At 41.3% G+C, this 18,485-nt stretch carries 24 protein-coding genes; 7 read left to right on the top strand and 17 right to left on the bottom strand.

The annotated features are described in order from the left end of the window. Positions 1-148: 148 nt before the first annotated feature. Entirely contained in the window at positions 149-403 is a 255-nt protein-coding gene (locus O9300_RS11170; RefSeq protein WP_287971704.1) for a transposase, read from the bottom strand. Positions 404-910: 507 nt separating this feature from the next. Between O9300_RS11170 and O9300_RS11165 the strand changes: the two genes are divergently transcribed. Both O9300_RS11165 and O9300_RS11160 read left to right on the top strand, forming a co-directional pair. Beyond that, positions 911-1,132 carry a hypothetical protein gene (locus O9300_RS11165; protein WP_190721193.1) on the top strand — a complete coding sequence of 74 codons (222 nt, stop codon included), beginning with the start codon at positions 911-913 and terminating at the stop codon, positions 1,130-1,132. 84 nt (positions 1,133-1,216) lie between these two features. Then, positions 1,217-1,408: a hypothetical protein gene (locus O9300_RS11160; RefSeq protein ID WP_287971703.1), complete on the top strand. Its 192-nt coding sequence runs from the start codon at positions 1,217-1,219 to the stop codon at positions 1,406-1,408. Positions 1,409-1,435: 27 nt separating this feature from the next. Here O9300_RS11160 and O9300_RS11155 read toward each other — a convergent pair whose 3' ends face one another. The 4 genes from O9300_RS11155 to O9300_RS11140 all read right to left on the bottom strand — a co-directional run bounded on the left by O9300_RS11155 (position 1,436) and on the right by O9300_RS11140 (position 3,954). Further along, positions 1,436-1,858 (bottom strand): DUF3226 domain-containing protein, encoded by a 423-nt coding sequence (locus O9300_RS11155; protein ID WP_287971701.1) that lies wholly within the window; start codon positions 1,856-1,858, stop codon positions 1,436-1,438. A gap of 2 nt (positions 1,859-1,860) precedes the next feature. Next, positions 1,861-3,018, bottom strand: coding sequence for an AAA family ATPase (locus O9300_RS11150; RefSeq protein WP_287971699.1), 1,158 nt, complete (start codon positions 3,016-3,018; stop codon positions 1,861-1,863). A gap of 81 nt (positions 3,019-3,099) precedes the next feature. Further along, entirely contained in the window at positions 3,100-3,399 is a 300-nt protein-coding gene (locus tag O9300_RS11145; protein WP_287971698.1) for a type II toxin-antitoxin system HicB family antitoxin, read from the bottom strand. A gap of 60 nt (positions 3,400-3,459) precedes the next feature. Then, the gene (locus O9300_RS11140) at positions 3,460-3,954 is read right to left on the bottom strand and encodes a helix-turn-helix domain-containing protein (protein WP_002763166.1); all 495 of its coding nucleotides are present in this window, start codon (positions 3,952-3,954) and stop codon (positions 3,460-3,462) included. Between the two features lie 162 nt (positions 3,955-4,116). On the opposite strand from O9300_RS11140, the gene O9300_RS11135 reads away from it, so the two are divergent. Next, the gene (locus O9300_RS11135) at positions 4,117-4,830 is read left to right on the top strand and encodes a PEP-CTERM sorting domain-containing protein (protein WP_190718154.1); all 714 of its coding nucleotides are present in this window, start codon (positions 4,117-4,119) and stop codon (positions 4,828-4,830) included. Between the two features lie 344 nt (positions 4,831-5,174). On the opposite strand, the gene O9300_RS11130 is transcribed toward O9300_RS11135, so the two are convergent. The 5 genes from O9300_RS11130 to O9300_RS11110 all read right to left on the bottom strand — a co-directional run bounded on the left by O9300_RS11130 (position 5,175) and on the right by O9300_RS11110 (position 9,365). Further along, positions 5,175-6,128 (bottom strand): asparaginase, encoded by a 954-nt coding sequence (locus tag O9300_RS11130; protein WP_287971696.1) that lies wholly within the window; start codon positions 6,126-6,128, stop codon positions 5,175-5,177. Between the two features lie 22 nt (positions 6,129-6,150). Further along, complete coding sequence (locus O9300_RS11125; RefSeq protein ID WP_002763155.1) at positions 6,151-6,654, bottom strand: CGLD27 family protein; 504 nt, start codon at positions 6,652-6,654, stop codon at positions 6,151-6,153. 5 nt (positions 6,655-6,659) lie between these two features. Further along, entirely contained in the window at positions 6,660-7,064 is a 405-nt protein-coding gene (rsfS, locus tag O9300_RS11120) for a ribosome silencing factor (RefSeq protein WP_002739249.1), read from the bottom strand. A 55-nt stretch (positions 7,065-7,119) separates the two neighbouring features. Continuing rightward, positions 7,120-7,716 carry a bis(5'-nucleosyl)-tetraphosphatase (symmetrical) YqeK gene (gene yqeK, locus O9300_RS11115; protein WP_287971695.1) on the bottom strand — a complete coding sequence of 199 codons (597 nt, stop codon included), beginning with the start codon at positions 7,714-7,716 and terminating at the stop codon, positions 7,120-7,122. Between the two features lie 80 nt (positions 7,717-7,796). Next, positions 7,797-9,365, bottom strand: a complete 1,569-nt coding sequence (locus O9300_RS11110; protein ID WP_287971694.1) for a YcjF family protein — start codon at positions 9,363-9,365, stop codon at positions 7,797-7,799. Positions 9,366-9,540: 175 nt separating this feature from the next. Here O9300_RS11110 and O9300_RS11105 point away from each other — a divergent pair, with 175 nt between their 5' ends. The 4 genes from O9300_RS11105 (at position 9,541) to secF (ending at position 13,183) form a co-directional block, all read left to right on the top strand. Further along, the gene (locus O9300_RS11105) at positions 9,541-9,687 is read left to right on the top strand and encodes a hypothetical protein (RefSeq protein WP_204377841.1); all 147 of its coding nucleotides are present in this window, start codon (positions 9,541-9,543) and stop codon (positions 9,685-9,687) included. A gap of 24 nt (positions 9,688-9,711) precedes the next feature. Continuing rightward, entirely contained in the window at positions 9,712-10,695 is a 984-nt protein-coding gene (locus O9300_RS11100; protein ID WP_002752113.1) for an alpha-ketoacid dehydrogenase subunit beta, read from the top strand. A 26-nt stretch (positions 10,696-10,721) separates the two neighbouring features. Continuing rightward, positions 10,722-12,128 (top strand): protein translocase subunit SecD, encoded by a 1,407-nt coding sequence (gene secD, locus O9300_RS11095; protein WP_287971692.1) that lies wholly within the window; start codon positions 10,722-10,724, stop codon positions 12,126-12,128. A 122-nt stretch (positions 12,129-12,250) separates the two neighbouring features. After that, positions 12,251-13,183 (top strand): protein translocase subunit SecF, encoded by a 933-nt coding sequence (secF, locus tag O9300_RS11090; protein WP_079205369.1) that lies wholly within the window; start codon positions 12,251-12,253, stop codon positions 13,181-13,183. Here the strand turns inward: secF and O9300_RS11085 are convergent. The 7 genes from O9300_RS11085 to O9300_RS11055 all read right to left on the bottom strand — a co-directional run bounded on the left by O9300_RS11085 (position 13,180) and on the right by O9300_RS11055 (position 18,334). Beyond that, a complete protein-coding gene (locus O9300_RS11085; RefSeq protein WP_002752110.1) occupies positions 13,180-13,503 on the bottom strand; it encodes a helix-turn-helix domain-containing protein in 324 nt (107 codons plus the stop codon). The two genes, secF and O9300_RS11085, sit on opposite strands and share 4 nt — an antisense overlap. Before the next feature lie 203 nt (positions 13,504-13,706). Further along, on the bottom strand, positions 13,707-13,934 hold the full coding sequence (locus O9300_RS11080; protein ID WP_002778028.1) for a hypothetical protein: 228 nt from the start codon (positions 13,932-13,934) through the stop codon (positions 13,707-13,709). Beyond that, entirely contained in the window at positions 13,921-14,241 is a 321-nt protein-coding gene (locus O9300_RS11075) for a hypothetical protein (protein WP_287971689.1), read from the bottom strand. Before O9300_RS11075 ends, O9300_RS11080 begins: the two co-directional genes overlap by 14 nt. Before the next feature lie 190 nt (positions 14,242-14,431). Continuing rightward, positions 14,432-14,917 (bottom strand): crossover junction endodeoxyribonuclease RuvC, encoded by a 486-nt coding sequence (locus O9300_RS11070; RefSeq protein WP_287629052.1) that lies wholly within the window; start codon positions 14,915-14,917, stop codon positions 14,432-14,434. A gap of 3 nt (positions 14,918-14,920) precedes the next feature. Next, positions 14,921-16,024, bottom strand: coding sequence for a non-hydrolyzing UDP-N-acetylglucosamine 2-epimerase (wecB, locus tag O9300_RS11065; protein WP_147072124.1), 1,104 nt, complete (start codon positions 16,022-16,024; stop codon positions 14,921-14,923). A 149-nt stretch (positions 16,025-16,173) separates the two neighbouring features. Next, positions 16,174-17,505: an MlaD family protein gene (locus O9300_RS11060; protein WP_287971685.1), complete on the bottom strand. Its 1,332-nt coding sequence runs from the start codon at positions 17,503-17,505 to the stop codon at positions 16,174-16,176. A gap of 46 nt (positions 17,506-17,551) precedes the next feature. Then, positions 17,552-18,334: an ABC transporter ATP-binding protein gene (locus tag O9300_RS11055; protein ID WP_287971684.1), complete on the bottom strand. Its 783-nt coding sequence runs from the start codon at positions 18,332-18,334 to the stop codon at positions 17,552-17,554. Positions 18,335-18,485: the final 151 nt, after the last annotated feature.

Genomic DNA, 18,485 nt, shown 5'->3' with positions numbered 1-18,485 from the left:
TGGTCAACTACCTAATTTTCAGGGAAAAAGTACCTGAATTTTCCCCCGATCCCCGCAATGGCTGGCACTTTTTGAGGGGAAAAAAGTCCAAAAGTCTTATCCAACAAGGTTTTTAGATTTATTCAGCAGACCCTAATTAGGGTTTGCCTTACCCAATTGAATCAGCAGTCTGCTCCCCAGTGCCTTCGGCAAGCGCGGCAATCCGATAAAATAGTAAATCAGAACTTTGAGCTACTTGGTGATAGAGTTGATTAAAATTTAATTTCTTGTGTTCAACAAAGAAATATTGGCGATAGTGGTAATTAGCTAGATTGAACAGATTTTTTGACAAAAAAGCAGCTCGGTCAATTTCTGACCAGCAAGGATGGCATTTGGTGATGATATGGCGTTCAACTAGCTTCATGTCTTGATTGTAGCTGATAACCCTCTCAAAATCTATCTCCCTTAAAAGCTACTTATTTTAACCATCTAGCTAGAGGGAGTCAGAAGGTTTCTGGAAATTTGAGGAGATTTAGAGAGAATTTTCGTTTCTGTATTTACCCCCTATTGCCAACCTCAAAGTTTAGTACAAAAGAATTATGCGGTCAGCTATAGGGCGATCGCTGAAAAGAAAAATTGACCCGATTTATTATCAAAATAAAATTTTATAATTGTTGTCTGTTAAAATAAAATTAAGAGGTTGAACTCTATTAGTTAGTCAAAGGTTCGGGGGACGAAGCTCCTCCCCTGACGGGGGGTTTAAGGCTTGGATTGAGTGATAAAATCGGAAGTAATGCCCAATTTTAGCAGAGAGTTTCCCTTTAAAAATACCAACTCAGTAGATTGACAAAATGAGATGCACCCCCTGTTACCTCTTGTTCTTGGTCAAAGGATCGGCTAAGATGATGATAGACAATTTCCAGTTAAAGAGATGAATCAATTAAAACCCAAACTTGTCAATTATCCAGATTGGGATCGAAAAGAGCAAATTAAACGAAATCGTTCGGCTTTGGCTATCTTAGAACAAAGACGACAAAAACGGTCACAAATAACCGATAAGCAAGACCAAGAAATTTCCCAGTCTTTCCTCAATTTTCAGACTGGGATTGATAATGATCGTCCTTTGGGTTCAAAGCTTTATAGCCAAGGATGATTGTCTTTATCGATTCGGGGGTTTTGGGTTGATTAACTCATCCTAAAAAAGCGGGTAAACTCGGAAGATTGGCCTTATTCACTTTTGTCTAAGGGTGCTTATGTAGGGTTTACTGAAAAAGCTTTTCCTAGGGGCAGGGTGTGGGGTGTGGGGTGTGGGGTGTGGGGTTTTACCGATTTTCAGGTGGTCAATTACCTAATTTTCAGGGAAAAAGTCCCGGAATTTTCCCCCCAATCACTCCAAAGGTCGGCACTTTTTGAGGGAAAACAAGTCTAAAAGTCTTATCCAACAAGGTTTTTAGATTTATTCAGCAAACCCTAAATAGGCTAAAAAAGTCTCTAACATCCCTCTAGATTGATTATCTGGCATCATCCACACACCGAATTTTATCCCCGATTCTAGAGTCATAATTAATCCCGCTGCTGGTAAATTTTGAGGTAAGCTAGGTATATTTGGTAAACAGGCATTATATAAACTTTTCCAACGATTATCAGGTTCTTCGTCCGCATCCATAATAATTCCTAAATGAGTTAGTCCGTTAGGAGTTTTTAGTTGCGTAGAGATATATTTAGGTTTTAGTAAATTTTCAACACCATCACAATTTATGATATTCAATGGTTCTTCCCCTCTATTCCAAGTAACTCCATTTGCTGCCATTAATTGGGGAATAACTCTCAATTCCTCTGCACCTTCCACTAATAACTTTTTTGTCTCTATTTTAGGCATTGTTACCGCACCTCAAGATTACTTGTAGCAGCAATAACAATTTCTTCTGGATCAAAGATTACAGATTGGCTTTTTTCCCTATCTATCCTTTGAATAGTAATCTCGTTATCGGTAATTTTTTCTTCGGTAATTAATTCGGCTAAACTTTGCCAACAATCGCGGCTGTGAGTGGTGGCAAATACCTGAATATTGAGTTTTTTGGCGGTTTCCCAGACGACTTTCCACATATCAGTCATGACAGTAAAATGCAATCCGCTATCAATTTCATCAACTAATAAAATTCCATTTTCAAGATTAACCATCGCTAAAACTAATCCTAACATTCGCCAAAATCCATCGCCTAAACTGCCAATAGGTATAGGTTGATCATGATTTTTAATTTTGATTAAAAACCCACCGCTAACACCTAGGTTATTTGAAGTTAAATACTTGCCAGAACCAACAATGGCTATTCTTTCAATTTTTGGCTCAATAATTTTCAAAGATTCAATAATTAAATCTTCTAAAGGAGAGAGAACAATGTTATCAAAAAGTGCTGCCATATCAGAACTTGTTAGAGAAAATGGTGTTAAGAACTTCAATTCAATTTTATTATCAATACCTATTTTATGGGAAATTCTGCTTAAACTAGCTATTCTTCTTATAGAATCTCTGGCAAGAGTACCGTTGGCAAGAAGTTCCAGTTCAATAGGTTTTTGTGATTGACTCCATCTAATACTTAAAAGAAGTTTAGCCCATTCCTCATCGTCGAAATTGTTATCATTATTTTGATTTATATCATCATTTTTGTCTGAAAATAAAGATAGTTGTATAGGAATGCTTTCAACAGAAATGGTAAGACTTGCTAGATAGGATTTGCCATATCCACTGATGATAATTTTTTTACTTGGGATGATTTCATGCCCAGGAAATAAATGACAAATTTCAAAAACTTTAGTGCGACTAGGTAGATTACTTTCTGACCAACCAAACTCACCTCTATAGCTAATAGGTTCAAGAAATATATCTATATTATTCTGAGCATACAAAAACTGAATCGCTTCTAAAATAGAAGTTTTACCGCTATTATTTTTACCCACTAAGAGATTAATTCGACCAAGATTGGCCATCTCAAAATTCTGAAACCCGCGAAAGCCTTCAATTTTTAGGGATTGTAACATGAGTGATTACCCCGGATTTTCAGTTATTAAATCTAGTTTATCTAAAAACATGACTACAGAGGGAATCGCTGACTCTAGAGATTAATGACAATAAATTCCTAGCTGCCGATATAGTTCAACCTCATCCTTGCAAACAGTTAAGTTTTTTGGTTCTTCAATATTCTGAATGACTTGTTGAGTTTTTTGGTTAAAATCACTTATGGTATAGTTACCTTCTGCAATTCGTCTTTCTTTTTCCTCTAATTCAAGACAAAGTTCCATAGCTTCTTGAATATTGCTCAAAGCTTCTTCGAGATGATGTCCTTCATTAATACAACCGGGGAGAGAAGGAATAGAAAGATTATAATCTCTTTCCTCGCTTGGTTCTAAAATAAAATTCACTTTCAGATCGGCTCAGGGTAATAATAAGATAACTATATTATAAGTGATGTTGCTGGGGAGTTACTCAAATTCTTCTAATTGCGATCGCACTAATTCTAGGGGAAGTTTTAAAACTCTAGCAATTTGTTCGATAGTTAATCCTTCTTTGATTAATTCGGGAATGGTTTCTAATTTAGCTTGTTGATAAATTTTAGATGAGGGTAATTCACTGTTCTCTTTTCCAGTACAAAAATTACCGCTATTGATTTGTATAACGTCTTTAATATTACTAGAGTTAGAGAAATTAGAATAACAATATCTTTGTAAACTCGATTTAATGTTAGCCTTACTGACTTCCTGTCCTAATATTTCTGATAAGGTTTTCCATAATTTACCTGCTGTTTCCTTGATATATTTCTGAGAACGATGATTTTTTTGAGCTATTTCGGCGTATTTTTGATGATTGACGACTCCCTCTAAGATTTCATGCTGAAGATCGTCTAAATGTTCTCCTGTATGGGAGAAAACAAGCTCATCAATAGTTATTATAAAAGATTGAATATCGAATGAGTTCATAGGATGATTTTAAACAGGGAGTTAAGTCAGGATTGCCTGATATTATAGCGCAAAATGCAAACTTAGTGTCTTTATATTTCTTTATAGGGCTTTTATGGGTCTTGAAAGTAAATTTTGATTTATTTACACTTTCATTAATTATTTTACTGATAGAGTTTTTTTATGAAGTTTCTTCGTTTTTGCGCCCTGTTCTCTGTACCTATTGCTACGGTAGGGATAACAACCTGTATTGTTAGTTTACCAAGTCAGGCCGTTGAACTTGTATTTTCAAGTCCTGGTGTAATCAAAGGTGTAAATGGAGTGTCTTTTACTTTGCCAAGTACGGGTATCTCAAAAACCTACAATATTATTCTTGAACGAGGAACAGTAAATGATATCTATGGTACACCTCCACTATTTGATGTGTTTACTGAAGAAGATGCTTTAGCTGCCATGAATGCTTCTGCTCAGGGTATAAACTTTTATATTACTAATGTATCTGAAAATCTGTCATTTGAATCTTTAGGAACAGATGCATTTTATATTCCATATTTTACGGATTCCGTTAACGTTGATGTAAGTTCTAGTAAAAAAGTAGTCCAACCACCAGGACTTAGGGACTTGCGCTTTGATAATGTACCATTTAGGGCTGGTCTTATTCTTCTAGAGAGCGATTTTCTGGCTGGGATATTATTCCCACGCAAGTCCCTTATAGAGGTAGGCTTTATAGATTTACCTGTTGATGTTGAGGTAGTTTATACACGCCTTATACAAGTTCCCGAACCCACTTCAACTTTAGGACTCTTTTCTCTAGGAATACTCGGTGCTGGTGCAACCATAAAACGCCAAGTTAAACGCCATCATTCTATCGAAAAAGAAACCACCAAAATAGGCTAAATTGCCCATTAATATAACTCATGCCCCTTAATTTTACAGAATTGAGGGGGATTTTTATGGGCTATAATTTGATATAAATGGGTTGGGTTAGGCAATGCCTTGTTTTTAGGGAAAAAAATCAAGATATAAATACTGCCCTAACACACCAAAAAAAAGTTTTTGTTCTAAGTAGCTGGTTATAATTAAATTGAAGATAGATTTTGCCTCTGATCCCCCCTGCCCCCCTTGATAAGGGGGGTGCCGATAGGCGGGGGGATCTCCCCTTAATAAGGGGGGTGCTGATCCCCCCTTAGTCCCCCCTTATTAAGGGGGGTATCTGACAATTTTTAACAGCTACCCACTATTTATAACAAAGCCATTTCTCCCACCACTTCCAAGCGGGTATAACTGCCGATTTTGAGGAATTTTTCCGAGAGAGATTCGGCCACATTAGGAGTAATCCAGCCTAACTGTTTGAGAATTTGCAAAGCGGCGGCATATTTAGCCCGTTTGGAACCATCTAGGGCTTTAATTGCTAATCCTAAACCTTCACCGACGCGCCCAATACATTGAATACCTTCGGCCCCGGCTTTACTGACGATTTCCCCTTGGCTAACCTGCATTAATTCCGTATCAAAAGCCCCTTCTCCTGCTACCATGCGGGGATGATAGGTCATCGCCCGGACGATTCTTTCTAAGTCTAAACGGTTGCCAGAGGCTAACTGGGCGTAGAGATGGGCCATTTGCCCCAACTGCATTGAATAGGTGGGCGCGCCGCAGTCATCGTGGGCGCTGATTAATTCATCCCCCGGCATCCCCAATAATTCGGCAATTTTGCTTAAAATTAGCTTCTGTATCGGACTAGAGCGCCGCAGATAGCTATTTAACGGCCAGCTGCGCTGTTGACACACCGCTAACATCCCGGCGTGTTTACCAGAACAATTGTACTGGAGGCGACTGGGTTTACCTTCCGGGAGAGGACATTGCAGGGCATTAGGATCGATATCGGCGCGCCAGAGAATATTAAAGACTTGACGGGCGTGTTCCACTGTGCCTTGGTGAGAACTACAGATAATGGCTAGATCCTTATCGTTGAGATCGTAGCGTTCGAGGGTGGCGGTACTGATGACAGCCAGTGCTTGAAAAGGTTTCAGGGCCGAACGAATAAAGGCGCTAGTTTCGGCGCTGCCGGCGGTGGATAATACCCGGCCGCGGTCATCGCAAATAGCGGCCTCGACATTATGAACCGATTCAATAATACCTTCCCGGAGGAGATGAATTTCTAAGCGGTGGGTTGGTGAACGTTTTACCCTATTCATTCAGATTGGTGATTGGTTGCGGTTAGTGAGTGAAAAATAGCCAAAAAAGACCACTGATAGCGACAATTGCCCCTAAAATCAGGGCAGTTTTTTGTAAACGCTGGAGAATGGGCTGGATTTGATAGGAGACGATTAAACGATCGCGTGTTAAAATGGCGGCGGTTTTTGTCCAGATTTGGCCATCGTACCAGCCCGACTCTTCATAAAATACTTTCTCCGATTGCAAGCGATCATAGACGTAGATCCAGCCTAAATACAAGCGCAATAACACCAATCCTACCAAAATTGTCGAGCCAAAAATCCCCGCGCAGAAGAAGAGAAAAGGGGCTTTTTTGAGGGGAAAACTAGCGGCGGCAATCGGTCCGACAATTAACCATGTCCATAACCATAACCAGACAATTTTTTTTGTATAAGAGGCTACATCTAGCGTCGCCCAACGGAAAAACCAAGATTCTTTTAATTGTTCGTACTCGTTAACCGGTTGCTGTTCTTCCGGGACGGGACAGAAATCAAGGGAGGATTTCATGGATTCTACTCCTCTAAATGGTCGCTAGGTAGAGGAATACGTTGGGCATGACCCCAAAAAGCTTCTAAATTATAAAATTCTCGCTCTTTTGGTAAAAAGATATGGACAATGATATCGCCATAATCCATCAGGATCCAGCTACCTTCGCTTTTTCCTTCCACTTGTCGGGGGGATTGCTGCCATTCTAGTTCCATGGCAGCTTCGATCGCATCCTCGATCGCTCGCACTTGAGTGGTAGAATAGCCGGTAATAATCAGAAAATAATCGGTTAAATAACAGATATCGGCGACTTTCAGGATGGCGATGTCCCCTGCTTTCTTGTCCTCGGCAGCGGTAACAATTGTCTCTAGAAAATTTTCGGTCTTGAGATTTTCGGCGACGGGGGTAATAATTCCAGTGGGATTGGTCATTCAGGTTGTAGTTATCCTTTGGCTGAGGTGGTTTTAAGCGAGTCTTGAGATTATGTTAATCAATGGTTTTAGTTTTTGTTGGTTGTTCTTTAACAATTTGTAACGCCCAGTTGCGCGTTAGCACGGTGCGGGGATGAATGGGACAATGGCTACTTAAAAGATATTTTAGGGAATAATCACAGGTTTGTTGAACGCTTTTATGGAGATTTTGATAGCTGAGTTGTCGTAGGGCGTTTAATTCGGGTGTATCGCCGCGATTGGGTTCCAAGGCATCGGCAATAAAGACTATACAGCTAAGATCGCTCATATTGGGTTTACCGAGGGTATGATTGCGAATTGCTTCGAGAATTTCCTCGTCGGTAACGTTAAATTCTTTTTGGGCGACAACTGCACTCACATCGGCGTGGAGTAAGTGGGGATGGGATAAACAGATATTATCCACGTCTATTCCCGCCGATTCCGCCATTTTTAGCAGTTTTTTGGGCTTGAAAAATTTAGCCAGATCGTGTAGTAATCCCGCTTGCCCTGCTTGGACGGGATCGAGATCGTGATGACGAGCTAAATCAATACACATGGTCTCCACACCGAGAATATGTCGCAGACGGTGTTCGTTGACGTTTTCTTTTAACCAGTCGATAACTTGCTGTCGCATCTTTTTTTTGCCCTTGTGGAACCCCAAAACGATTGTAACAATTACTATACAATTTTGCCTATTGCTCCCGGGTTCGATCTTTACCAATCATCCTCGCGACTAGCTTCTAAAACTTCTTCTTGCTGCCAATCATCCTGAAAAGGTTGTACCACTTTACCGATCGCATCGGCTACAAAAGACTTAATAAATTCCTCCTTGCGACTGAGTTGAAATTGTCTTTGTACCACTTCCGTCATACCACCGTCACCCCAGTCTTGATCGTGACGGAAATATTCAATAAAACTTTTGCCAGCAATGCGGGTTAAATAGGCGGCACTGACCCCTTGAATTGCCTTACCGACTATATAGGTAGTGAAATTTAATTGTAGGATTCTGGCTAATAATTCTACTGCTCCTTTCACTACTCCCAAACTAACTAGAGTTTTGCCCAAAGATAGAGCCAATTCCTTGCCTCGATCGCTGTTAATTTCACAGCCATAAACTTGACCAATTTCCCTGACCATTTGAGCATTAACCGCCGCCGTTGCTAACATATCGAACACTGGTAAGGGAGTCACTGCAATCACTCCCGCACCGATCCACTGATAGCGATCGATAATTTTATCAGCTTGGCGACGACGTTGGCGATCGATAATTTTCCTAGCTTCTTCTCCTAATCTTTGGGATTGTAAGAGGATATTATCCGCCACCAAATCCTCCCCTTCGGCCCGTAAAACTGAAGCCAAACGTTTAATTAAAGCTAAAATATCTGGTTCCGGTGTGATCATTTGTCCCCCGGTTAACTGTAGGGGTTGGGGATTAGCGGCGACGGCAATAATATCGGCTGAAAGGATCACTCCTTTAAGACGTTCTCGTAATTGTTTTAAAATAATGTCTCGATCTTCATCGCTATAGAGATCGATTTTATTAAAGACTAAGAGAGAACGTTTACCAATATCAATTAAACGCAATAAAGGGGCGTATTCCGATTGTCGAATATCGTTATCAATGACAAATAAAAGTAAATCTGCTTCCGTGGCTAATTGTCGCGCTAACTGTTCCCTTTGACCTCCGGCTGCACCAATTTCGAGAATGCCGGGGGTATCGGTAATTTGAATTTCCCGATTCACACCTTTCATTTTTAAACTATAGGTTTCCCCTTTTTCCGTGGTTCCCATGGTTGCCTCCACATTGCCCACCATTTGACCAATGAGGGCGTTAATTAGGGAGGTTTTTCCCGCCGATCCTGTGCCGAAAACAATGATTTTAACTTCTTTTCTGGCTAAACTTCGCTCAATTTCTTGGGAACGCTTAACAAAAACCTGTTGGGTTACTTTATCTTGAATTTGCTCCACTTGTTGCCGGATAGCTTTTAAGGTTTCCCCGGCGGCCTCGGTTTTTTCTACCGGTAATTTTAGGGGTGGACGGGAGGAAGAACGCAACCCGCGGCGACTTTTTTGGCGCTGGGGCAGCAGATAGAAGTAGTACATAAGAACGTATATTAGCAAGCCCAGCAGTCCGATAATCAGCAAAAGCAGAATATTAGCTAAGATAGGAGCGGTAAAGGCGATCTGGATGTAAAGACGATAGATAGAGTTGACTAACCACAACATTAATCCGAAAATAAAGCTCAGACCAATGATTAAAGCGGCAAGACGGGGTAATTTCATCAGCTTTAACGGTAGGGGATTCCTTAATCTTGATCTTAGTTCTTTGCCGGCCGATTGTCGGGAACTAGAATAGACTTTTATCTATAGTCATAATTGTTTTTATTCATCAGTAGGGAGGCAAAATTATTTGTAGGATGGGTTAGCGGTAGCGTAACATAATCGGGCGTTGGGTTTCATGCTTCAACCCAACCTACGTTCTCCACCTACTTTTATTTATTCTCCCCACTTCCCCACTTCCCCACCTCCCCACTTCCCCACCTCCCCACTTCCTATTCCCTCGGGACAGAAAAGGGGTAAGATAATAAGTTTAGTGATAAGATGACCGAATTGTAAGCGGGGACTTGATATGGCAGAAACCCTATTATTTAATGCTTTGCGACAGGCGATCGATGAGGAAATGGGCCGCGACCAGACAGTATTTGTTTTGGGGGAAGATGTGGGTCATTACGGCGGTTCCTACAAAGTTACCAAAGATCTCTACAAAAAATATGGCGATTTAAGGGTTTTAGATACTCCCATCGCTGAAAATAGTTTTACGGGCATGGCAGTGGGGGCAGCCATGACGGGATTACGTCCGATTATTGAAGGCATGAATATGGGTTTTCTTCTGCTTGCCTTTAACCAAATTGCCAACAATGCCGGGATGTTACGTTATACTTCCGGCGGTAATTTTAAAATCCCCATGGTTATCCGTGGTCCGGGGGGTGTGGGGAGACAATTAGGTGCGGAACATTCCCAACGTTTAGAGGCCTATTTTCACGCAGTACCCGGTCTAAAAATTGTCGCTTGTTCCACTCCTTACAACGCCAAAGGTTTATTAAAATCGGCGATTAGAGATAATAACCCCGTGCTTTTCTTTGAACACGTTCTTCTCTATAATCTCAAGGAAAATTTACCGGATACCGAGTATCTTTTACCCCTCGATAAAGCGGAAATTGTTCGCAAGGGAGAAGATATAACCATTCTCACCTATTCGCGGATGCGTCATCACTGTTTACAGGCATTAAAACAGTTAGAAAAAGATGGCTATGATCCAGAAATTATCGATTTAATTTCCCTGAAACCCTTTGATATGGAGACGATCGCCGCTTCGATTCGCAAGACTCACAGGGTGATTATCGTGGAAGAATGTATGAAAACGGCGGGAATTGCTTCCGAGTTAATTGCTTTAATTAACGAGCAGTTATTCGATGAATTAGATGCCCCCGTGTTAAGATTATCTTCCCAAGATATCCCCACACCTTATAACGGTAATCTAGAAAGATTGACGATTATTCAACCTAATCAAATTGTCGAAGCTGTCCAAAAAATGGTCGGTGATCGCATTTAAAAAATTCTCCTTTTGATACTGAAGTTATGCAGAGACAAAATTGGTTATTGTTACTGATCATCGGCCTGGTTATTGCCTCGATCTTCGTCCTGATTAAGTTACCCCTACAATTAGGTTTAGACCTGCGCGGTGGTAGTCAATTAACCATTCAGGTTAAACCCACTGAAACCGTCACAACCATTCAACCTAATGATTTAAAAGCCGTACAAAATGTGATTGAAAACCGCGTTAATGCCCTGGGTGTTTCTGAATCATTAGTGCAGACTGTGGACAGTAAAAATCAGGTAATCGTGCAACTACCCGGGGTCACAAATCCCAAAGAAGCGGAGAGAAACTTAAATGTTCAGGCCCAATTAGAATTTCGTCAGCAAAAACAAGGTACAGAAGGAGAATTCCGGGCTGAATATTCAATTTTTCAACAAAAAAAAGCGGAATTAGCCGCCCTCAAAGCCGAGAATAAACCCGAAAATGCCGCTAAAATTGCCGAACTAGAACAATCTCTGCAAAAATCTAAAGAGGCAATTTTAAATTTATTTGAATCGGTGGACTTAACTGGAAAAAATCTGCAAAATGCCACTATTAGTTCCACCCAAGGCACTAACTGGGAAGTGGCCATTACTTTCGATTCGGAAGGGGGCAGTAAATTTGCCGAACTGACTAAAGCGATCGCAGGTACTGGTCGCAGTATTGGGATTTTCCTCGATAATGAATTAATTAGCGCCCCTGTGGTTGATGTGCAGTTTGCCCAAACGGGAATTACAGGAGGCCGGGCCGTGATTACCGGTAATTTTACCGCCGAAACTGCCAACGATCTAGCGATTCAATTGCGCGGTGGTTCTCTACCTTTCCCCGTTAAAGTGGAAGAAATTCGCACCGTCGGGGCAACTTTAGGCCAGGATAGTATCCGTCGCAGTATCTACGCTGGTTTAGTGGGTTTACTGTTAGTTTTAATCTTCATGGCGGTTTATTACCGTTTACCCGGTATTATTGCCGATGTTTCCCTGATTATCTATACTATTCTCTCTCTGGGGGCTTTTGCCCTAGTGGGAGTCACGATGACGTTACCCGGTATTGCCGGATTTATCCTCAGTATCGGCATGGCAGTTGATGCAAATGTACTAATTTTTGAGCGTACCCGGGAGGAATTAAGGGCCGGAAAATCCCTATTTCGGGCAGTAGAGTCGGGATTTTATCGGGCTTTTTCCAGTATTCTTGATAGTAATGTCACTACTTTAATCGCCTGTGCTGCCCTATTTTGGTTGGGTTCGGGATTAGTCAAGGGTTTTGCTTTAACTTTAGCCATTGGGGTAGCTGTGAGTATGTTTACCGCTTTAACCTGTAGTCGCACTCTCCTGTTAATCACCGTGTTAAACGTCCCCAGCGTCCGTCAAAAACCCGAACTTTTCTGCCCTAATTTACCGGCAAATCAGTAGGGTGGATTAGGCGACGACAAGTTATGCTGTTAACCAATAATTTCATATTCGCCGTAACCCACCGATTGCCACTCCCTACTCCCCAAATTCCTTTTTCCTTTTTACTTTTTTACTTAATCGATATGGCATTTAACGTTACAAAACAGCGTAATTTTTGGTGGACAGTCTCGGCCTTGCTGACAATTGGTAGTATTTTGGCCATGGTGATTTCTTGGTTCACTATTCAAGCGCCTTTGCGACCGAGTTTAGATTTTGTTGGTGGTACGAGAATTCAGATAGAATTAGCCTGTGCCAAAAAGAATAACTGTGAGAAACCCTTAACTACTGCCGAAGTGCAAGCAATTTTAGACGAGGAAGGATTGGGTAACAGTAGTGTGCAGGTGTTGGATAAATATACTTTATCGGTGCGGACGAAAACCCTCGCAGAAGAACAGAGAACAAAATTACTCGACACCTTAAACCAGAAAATCGGTGCCTTTGACCCCGAAACCAGTCAAATCGATACCGTCGGTCCCACCATCGGTCAAGAATTATTTAGGTCGGGATTTTTAGCTTTATTAGTGTCATTTTTTGGCATTGCTGTCTATCTAAGCTTTCGTTTTCAACGGGATTACGCTTTTTTTGCCATTGTCGCCCTGCTGCACGACGTTTTGATCACTTTAGGGGTCTTTGCGGTTTTAGGCTTAATTGCGGGGGTAGAAGTGGATAGTTTATTTTTGGTTTCCCTCTTGACAATTGTGGGCTTTTCTGTTAACGACACAGTGGTAATTTATGATCGCGTCCGGGAAAATTTTGTCAATACCCCCGAATTATCCGTGGATGAAATTGTCGATAACGCGGTGAGTCAAACCCTAACTCGTTCGATTAATACCACCCTGACCACTTTATTGCCTCTGGTGGCGATTTTTCTCTTTGGTGGCACGACTTTAAAATATTTTGCCCTAGCTTTAATTATTGGCTTTGTAGCGGGGGCCTATTCGAGTATTTTTATCGCTAGTACCCTACTAGCTTGGTGGCGCAGTCGTTCCCATCGACCCACACTCAATTACAGTTAGGATGCCATTGGTGAAGAATCAGTGGTTCTTGGATGGGTCGTAATAGTAATTTCAACCTGTTGATTGAGACGACCCAAAATTGATATCAAACGGTCAATAGTAAAGCGTCCCAAATTAGCACGGCGAATCTGGACAAATTCACTGTGATTAATTCCAGTTCGCACTTGAGCATCGCGGGTTGATAAGTCTTCCTTCTCCAGAACCTTGATAATTTCAGCAGCAAGCAGTGCTTTCGCTTGTCGCACGTCCGCATCTACATCGCCAAAATCGCGGTACACATTCCCGCTACCTTGTACCAGTTCAAATTGTTCTTCACTCATGAGAGTTCCTCCTTCAATCGCTTGAGCCGTGCTTTGATAACTGATACCACCTGTCAGGCCCCATTATATCTGTTGAAGTTTTTGCTTGTGTCAATCAAAGCGGCAATCGCCTGATAATATCTGGTAGTGCGATCGCTGATCTTGTAGGTTGGGCCCGTTGTGGGTAAACAATAAATATATTTTCGTAACAGAAAGCTCATGATTCATGGATGATAAGCCGTAATAACCAGACTTCTATCGTCACCATAAATTGCTTCAACACGACGAAAACTAGAATGATTCCACCAGACTTTAATTCTATTTCCCTTGGCTGGAGCAGACCCAACAACGGCATAACCAGCATTGAACATCAATTGTTCAAAAACTTCTGCTGGCATTGTTTTAGATGAAATGGGAGAAAGACCATCAATTTGATGCTTATCGAGGGTCATAACTCCCTTTATAGGTTGTAAAAATTTGATAACCGGGTAAAACTAAGCTGATACCCGCAAAACTATGTATTGTTCCTGGATAACTTTCTTCTGCATCACTACCCCCCAATCGCCAACAAAAAGAACCCAACCAAATATAAAAGCCTGGAATCAGTGCGTCCATAGAATAGGCAATATCTTTTAACTGAGGGTTAACTCCGTTTGATGATCCCTTTTTTTGAGAAACTTTTATTTTCATTATTTTAAACTTATACTTATTTAAGAATGATACCATATTTTTATTAGCATTGACGATGACAATTATCACAATTCCACACTTAAACCCTTTGGTGCGATCGCTGATATGGTAGGTTGGGTTGAGGAAGGAAACCCAACGCTAATCAAAGATATTTGAAGGCCTTATTATCTTCAACCGTCCCATCGAACTAAGATAGTGCAAGCTTAAAAATGGCTTTTAGTTGTCAGCTAAATTTTTGCGCCAATTTCGTCAAATTGCTTCAAGAGATTTGATTGCGAACGCCACTGAAAGCAGCGTATGCGATCGCTATAGCATCTACAGCATCATTAATGGGCATTTTTGTCAATCCGAATAAATACTTAATTTCTTCCGCCACCTCAGCTTTAGTGGCCCTACCATGGCCCAGATGACATTTCCAACTAGCTTGATGGAGGAAAATCGGTTCAATTCCCCCATCGCGACAGCTAACTAGATTGATAATTCCCAATGCTTGCAGGACTCCACCGGCTGCCTTGATTTGCCGGTTAAAAAAGGGCATTTCCACGGCAATTTCCCCCGGTTTATATTCTGCGATTAACTCCTTTAAATCCCGTTCAATTTCGATCAAACGCTGGGCAGTAGAAAGATTTTTAGAAGTTTCGATCGTGCCGTAATCGACTAAAATCGGCATTAACTCACTATTATCCCGGAGAATAGCCCAACCGACAATCGCTAATCCGGGGTCGATACCCAACCAAGTAGTCATAGATTAAGCCAAAAAATCTTGGACGATTTGGAGGATTCTTTGGGATGCTTGTCCATCTCCAAAAGGATTAATTGCATTAGCCATACGATCATAGGCGATTTTATCCCCTAATAATTCTCCCGCTTGTGCTAAAATTTGCTCTGGATTAGTACCAATTAATTTCGCTGTTCCCGCTTGTACTGCTTCCGGTCTTTCCGTGGTTTCTCGCAATACTAAAACCGGTTTTCCTAAACTAGGGGCTTCTTCTTGAATGCCGCCGGAATCAGTTAATAATAAATAACAGCGTTGAATCGCCCCCACTAACTCGGCATAATCGAGAGGTTCAGTTAAAAATACCCTGGGATGATTGCCCAAAGCGGACTTTATTGGTTCTCGGACGGTGGGATTGCGATGGAGGGGTAATAATAGGGCTGTATCGGCATATTTTTCTAACAACAAAGTGAATCCTTTGATAATATCCTGTAAGGGTTCGCCCCAATTTTCCCGGCGGTGAACCGTAGCTAATAAAACCCGATAATCTGACCAATTTAAGCCCGCAATTTGACATTCTGGGGCGGTTTTGGCTACGCTTAATAAAGCATCAATAACTGTATTACCGGTGTGGTGAATATTTCCTGTCACCCCGGATTTTTGTAAATTTTCCACGGCTAAAGTAGTGGGAGCAAAATGTAGGGTAGTCAGTTGAGAAATTAGGCGGCGATTAGCTTCTTCGGGATAGGGATTATAGATATCATTAGTTCTTAATCCTGCTTCCACATGAGCGATAGGAATTTGTTGATAAAAAGCCGCTAAAGCAGCAGCAAAAGCGGTAGTAGTATCACCTTGCACAATAATTAAATCTGGTTTTATGCGCTCAAAAACCGTTTCTAAACCCCGTAAACTGCGGCAAGTAATATCAGTTAAAGTTTGACGGGTTTGCATAATATCCAGATTTTCATCTGCTTTTAAAGCAAATAATTCCATCACCTGCGCTACCATTTCTTTATGCTGTCCCGTCAGAATTACATGGGTTTGAAACTGTTCCGATTCTTGAAAAGCACGAATAACGGGAGCTAATTTAATCGCTTCGGGACGAGTTCCAAGAGTAATACAAATTGATTTCAACATATTATTATCAGTTATCAGTTATCAGTTATCAGTTATTAGTTATCAGATGTGAGTTATCAGTTATCAGTTATCAGCTATCAGATGTGAGTTTTCAGTTCACTGATTACTGTTTACTGATCACTGAAAATCGCTTGAATTGTGCTGTTTTGTCATTTTTCACTCGTGGGTGGTTGTTGAACGATAAATTGGGGATAGAGTTGCATTTGCTTAGGATTTAAAGGTCGAGAGATGGTCAAAACTTTTTGTTTAGCTAACTCTTGAGTCATGGTATCTAAAGTTTGAGCGATACGCAAATTATATTCTAATTGTTCCCCGGAAGAAAGCAGATTACTTAAGCCATCGATTAAACGTCTTAAATTCTCGCGAAATTGGGGATCACCGATTAACTCATCGATATCGGAGGTGATTTTTTGAGTATTTTCAAAAGTAACCCTAGCGGATTCGAGAGTTTTTTGCAGTACGACAATTGTAGCAGGATCGTTAATAGTTTTAGTAATTTCTCGTAAATTATTCGATGTTTCCACCGCATTATTCAAAATAGTCTCGATATTTTGCATGACTTGTTTAGTATCAATTTCATCTAAACCTGCATTCAACCTCAGGGCGGTATTATTGAGATTATTAGCGAGACTACCAATACCTAAACTAGCTTGATTAATATTACCGAGAGTATCAACAATTTGTCCGCGATTTTCGCTGAGAACAGCATTGATATTAGCGACCAATTGGGAAGATTGTTGAAAAGTCCTGCTGATTTGACTGCGATTTTCCTGAACGGTATTATCTAAAGTATTGACAAAACGGGAGGCATTATTAGCCGTATTAGTGACCGAGCGACTGGTGGTAGCTAATTCCAAAGATAGACGAGAGATTTCTCTTTGGGCATTACGGATAGTCTGGGAGGTATCATCGGATAAACGGGCGATTTTTTGAGCTGCTATAGCGGTATTTTTGGTGACATCATTGAGATTACCCACAAATTCGGGACTGGTAAAAGTATCCACTAAACGACCAACACTAGACATTAATTGTGTTCCTGTTGTCCCCTGTAAACGAGTATTATTACAGAGAATTAACTGTTGATCACAGTCGGGAGCCAGAGGGTCGAGATTTTTGGCCTCAGCACTTAAAGAAACTAAGGGAGTGATATCGATGGCTGCCTCCCCAATTAATCCTGAAAGATTGGTAGTAACAGTTACCTTCCTAGGCATAACTAAAGTAGCAGAAGCGATTTCGGCAATAACTTCCACTTGATTGCTTCCCGGGATAAAACTCGTAATTCTTCCCACTCTCACCCCGCGAAAACGCACCGGCGCCCCGACTTGTAACCCTTCCACGTCGGCAAACTCGAAGATTAATTGATAGGTTCTTTGACCAAATCCCCCCCCGCGAACCCAGATAGCGAGCGCCCCAAAGACCAATAATCCGCCTAGAGCAAACAAACCTAGTCTTCCTTCCCGTAAAGCTCGCGAACTCTGCATGATTTTTCTCTCATTCTCGATAGTTCTTAATTTAGCTTAATCTAGCTTAAACGATTGTCCTAATCGGGCCTTCAATGCTGGCGCTAAAAAATTGCCGGATCATGGGATGATCGGTACGATCGATATCTGCCACTAATCCCTGCCATTGCACTTTTCCCTGATAAAGAAATACTACTCGATCGGCGGTGCGTCGGATGGTACTTTGTTGGTGAGAAACCATCACATAAGTGTTCGCAGACCCTGATTTTTCATGGAGAGTCCGCACTAGATCCTCGATAATTGTGGAAGCTATCGGGTCTAATCCGGCGGTAGGTTCATCATACAGCAGTAATTCAGGATTATCAGCCGGATTATCGGGATTAGTGATAATAGCGCGGGCAAAAGCCACCCGTTTACGCATTCCCCCCGATAGTTCCGAAGGATAAAGGTCACTAATTCCCTGTAAACCGACCATTTCCAGGCTTTTTTCCACTAATTCCCTAATTATGGCTTTTTTTAAATTAGTTTGTTCATAAAGATAAAAACCGACATTTTCCCCGACGGTGAGAGAATCAAACAGGGCCGTTTGTTGAAAAACTAAGGAAGTTCGCATCGCTTCTCGACCATCTTCTAGCAATCCCTGACGCAATTGACCTTTAATACGAATTTCTCCCGCATTTATCCCCGTTAATCCCGCAATTAACCGTAAAACCGTTGATTTTCCCGTTCCCGACGGCCCGATAATTACCAGGGCCTCCCCTCGATAAATGGTTAAATCTAAACCTTCGAGAATAACGTTATCCCCGAATCTTTTCGATACTCCTCTCAATTCAATTAACGGTTCTTTCATCGTCGCTTAATTAGGGTTTGCTGAAAAAGTTTTTCCTAGGGGCAGGGTGTAGGGTGTGGGGTGTGGGGTGTGGGGTTTTACCGATTTTGAGGGGGTCAATTACCTAATTTTCAGGGAAAAAGTCCCTGAATTTCCCCCTGATCACTCCCAT

Source organism: Microcystis sp. LE19-195.1E, assembly GCF_027532095.1.
In the GTDB taxonomy this organism is placed as follows: domain Bacteria; phylum Cyanobacteriota; class Cyanobacteriia; order Cyanobacteriales; family Microcystaceae; genus Microcystis; species Microcystis aeruginosa.
This window is presented reverse-complemented; position numbering and strand designations above follow the sequence as displayed.

Excerpts from the sequence above, each read along its gene's own strand:
- rsfS (WP_002739249.1), bottom strand. The coding sequence starts at position 7,064 with ATGACCAATCCCACTGGAATTATTACCCCCGTCGCCGAAAATCTCAAG.
- O9300_RS11130 (WP_287971696.1), bottom strand. The coding sequence starts at position 6,128 with ATGAATAGGGTAAAACGTTCACCAACCCACCGCTTAGAAATTCATCTC.
- O9300_RS11100 (WP_002752113.1), top strand. The coding sequence starts at position 9,712 with ATGGCAGAAACCCTATTATTTAATGCTTTGCGACAGGCGATCGATGAG.
- O9300_RS11170 (WP_287971704.1), bottom strand. The coding sequence starts at position 403 with ATGAAGCTAGTTGAACGCCATATCATCACCAAATGCCATCCTTGCTGG.
- O9300_RS11085 (WP_002752110.1), bottom strand. The coding sequence starts at position 13,503 with ATGAGTGAAGAACAATTTGAACTGGTACAAGGTAGCGGGAATGTGTAC.
- O9300_RS11150 (WP_287971699.1), bottom strand. The coding sequence starts at position 3,018 with ATGTTACAATCCCTAAAAATTGAAGGCTTTCGCGGGTTTCAGAATTTT.
- O9300_RS11055 (WP_287971684.1), bottom strand. The coding sequence starts at position 18,334 with ATGAAAGAACCGTTAATTGAATTGAGAGGAGTATCGAAAAGATTCGGG.
- wecB (WP_147072124.1), bottom strand. The coding sequence starts at position 16,024 with ATGTTGAAATCAATTTGTATTACTCTTGGAACTCGTCCCGAAGCGATT.
- O9300_RS11125 (WP_002763155.1), bottom strand. The coding sequence starts at position 6,654 with ATGAAATCCTCCCTTGATTTCTGTCCCGTCCCGGAAGAACAGCAACCG.
- O9300_RS11070 (WP_287629052.1), bottom strand. The coding sequence starts at position 14,917 with ATGACTACTTGGTTGGGTATCGACCCCGGATTAGCGATTGTCGGTTGG.
- O9300_RS11080 (WP_002778028.1), bottom strand. The coding sequence starts at position 13,934 with ATGACCCTCGATAAGCATCAAATTGATGGTCTTTCTCCCATTTCATCT.
- secD (WP_287971692.1), top strand. The coding sequence starts at position 10,722 with ATGCAGAGACAAAATTGGTTATTGTTACTGATCATCGGCCTGGTTATT.
- O9300_RS11105 (WP_204377841.1), top strand. The coding sequence starts at position 9,541 with ATGCTTCAACCCAACCTACGTTCTCCACCTACTTTTATTTATTCTCCC.
- O9300_RS11140 (WP_002763166.1), bottom strand. The coding sequence starts at position 3,954 with ATGAACTCATTCGATATTCAATCTTTTATAATAACTATTGATGAGCTT.
- yqeK (WP_287971695.1), bottom strand. The coding sequence starts at position 7,716 with ATGCGACAGCAAGTTATCGACTGGTTAAAAGAAAACGTCAACGAACAC.
- O9300_RS11155 (WP_287971701.1), bottom strand. The coding sequence starts at position 1,858 with ATGCCTAAAATAGAGACAAAAAAGTTATTAGTGGAAGGTGCAGAGGAA.
- secF (WP_079205369.1), top strand. The coding sequence starts at position 12,251 with ATGGCATTTAACGTTACAAAACAGCGTAATTTTTGGTGGACAGTCTCG.
- O9300_RS11110 (WP_287971694.1), bottom strand. The coding sequence starts at position 9,365 with ATGAAATTACCCCGTCTTGCCGCTTTAATCATTGGTCTGAGCTTTATT.
- O9300_RS11165 (WP_190721193.1), top strand. The coding sequence starts at position 911 with ATGAATCAATTAAAACCCAAACTTGTCAATTATCCAGATTGGGATCGA.
- O9300_RS11060 (WP_287971685.1), bottom strand. The coding sequence starts at position 17,505 with ATGCAGAGTTCGCGAGCTTTACGGGAAGGAAGACTAGGTTTGTTTGCT.
- O9300_RS11135 (WP_190718154.1), top strand. The coding sequence starts at position 4,117 with ATGAAGTTTCTTCGTTTTTGCGCCCTGTTCTCTGTACCTATTGCTACG.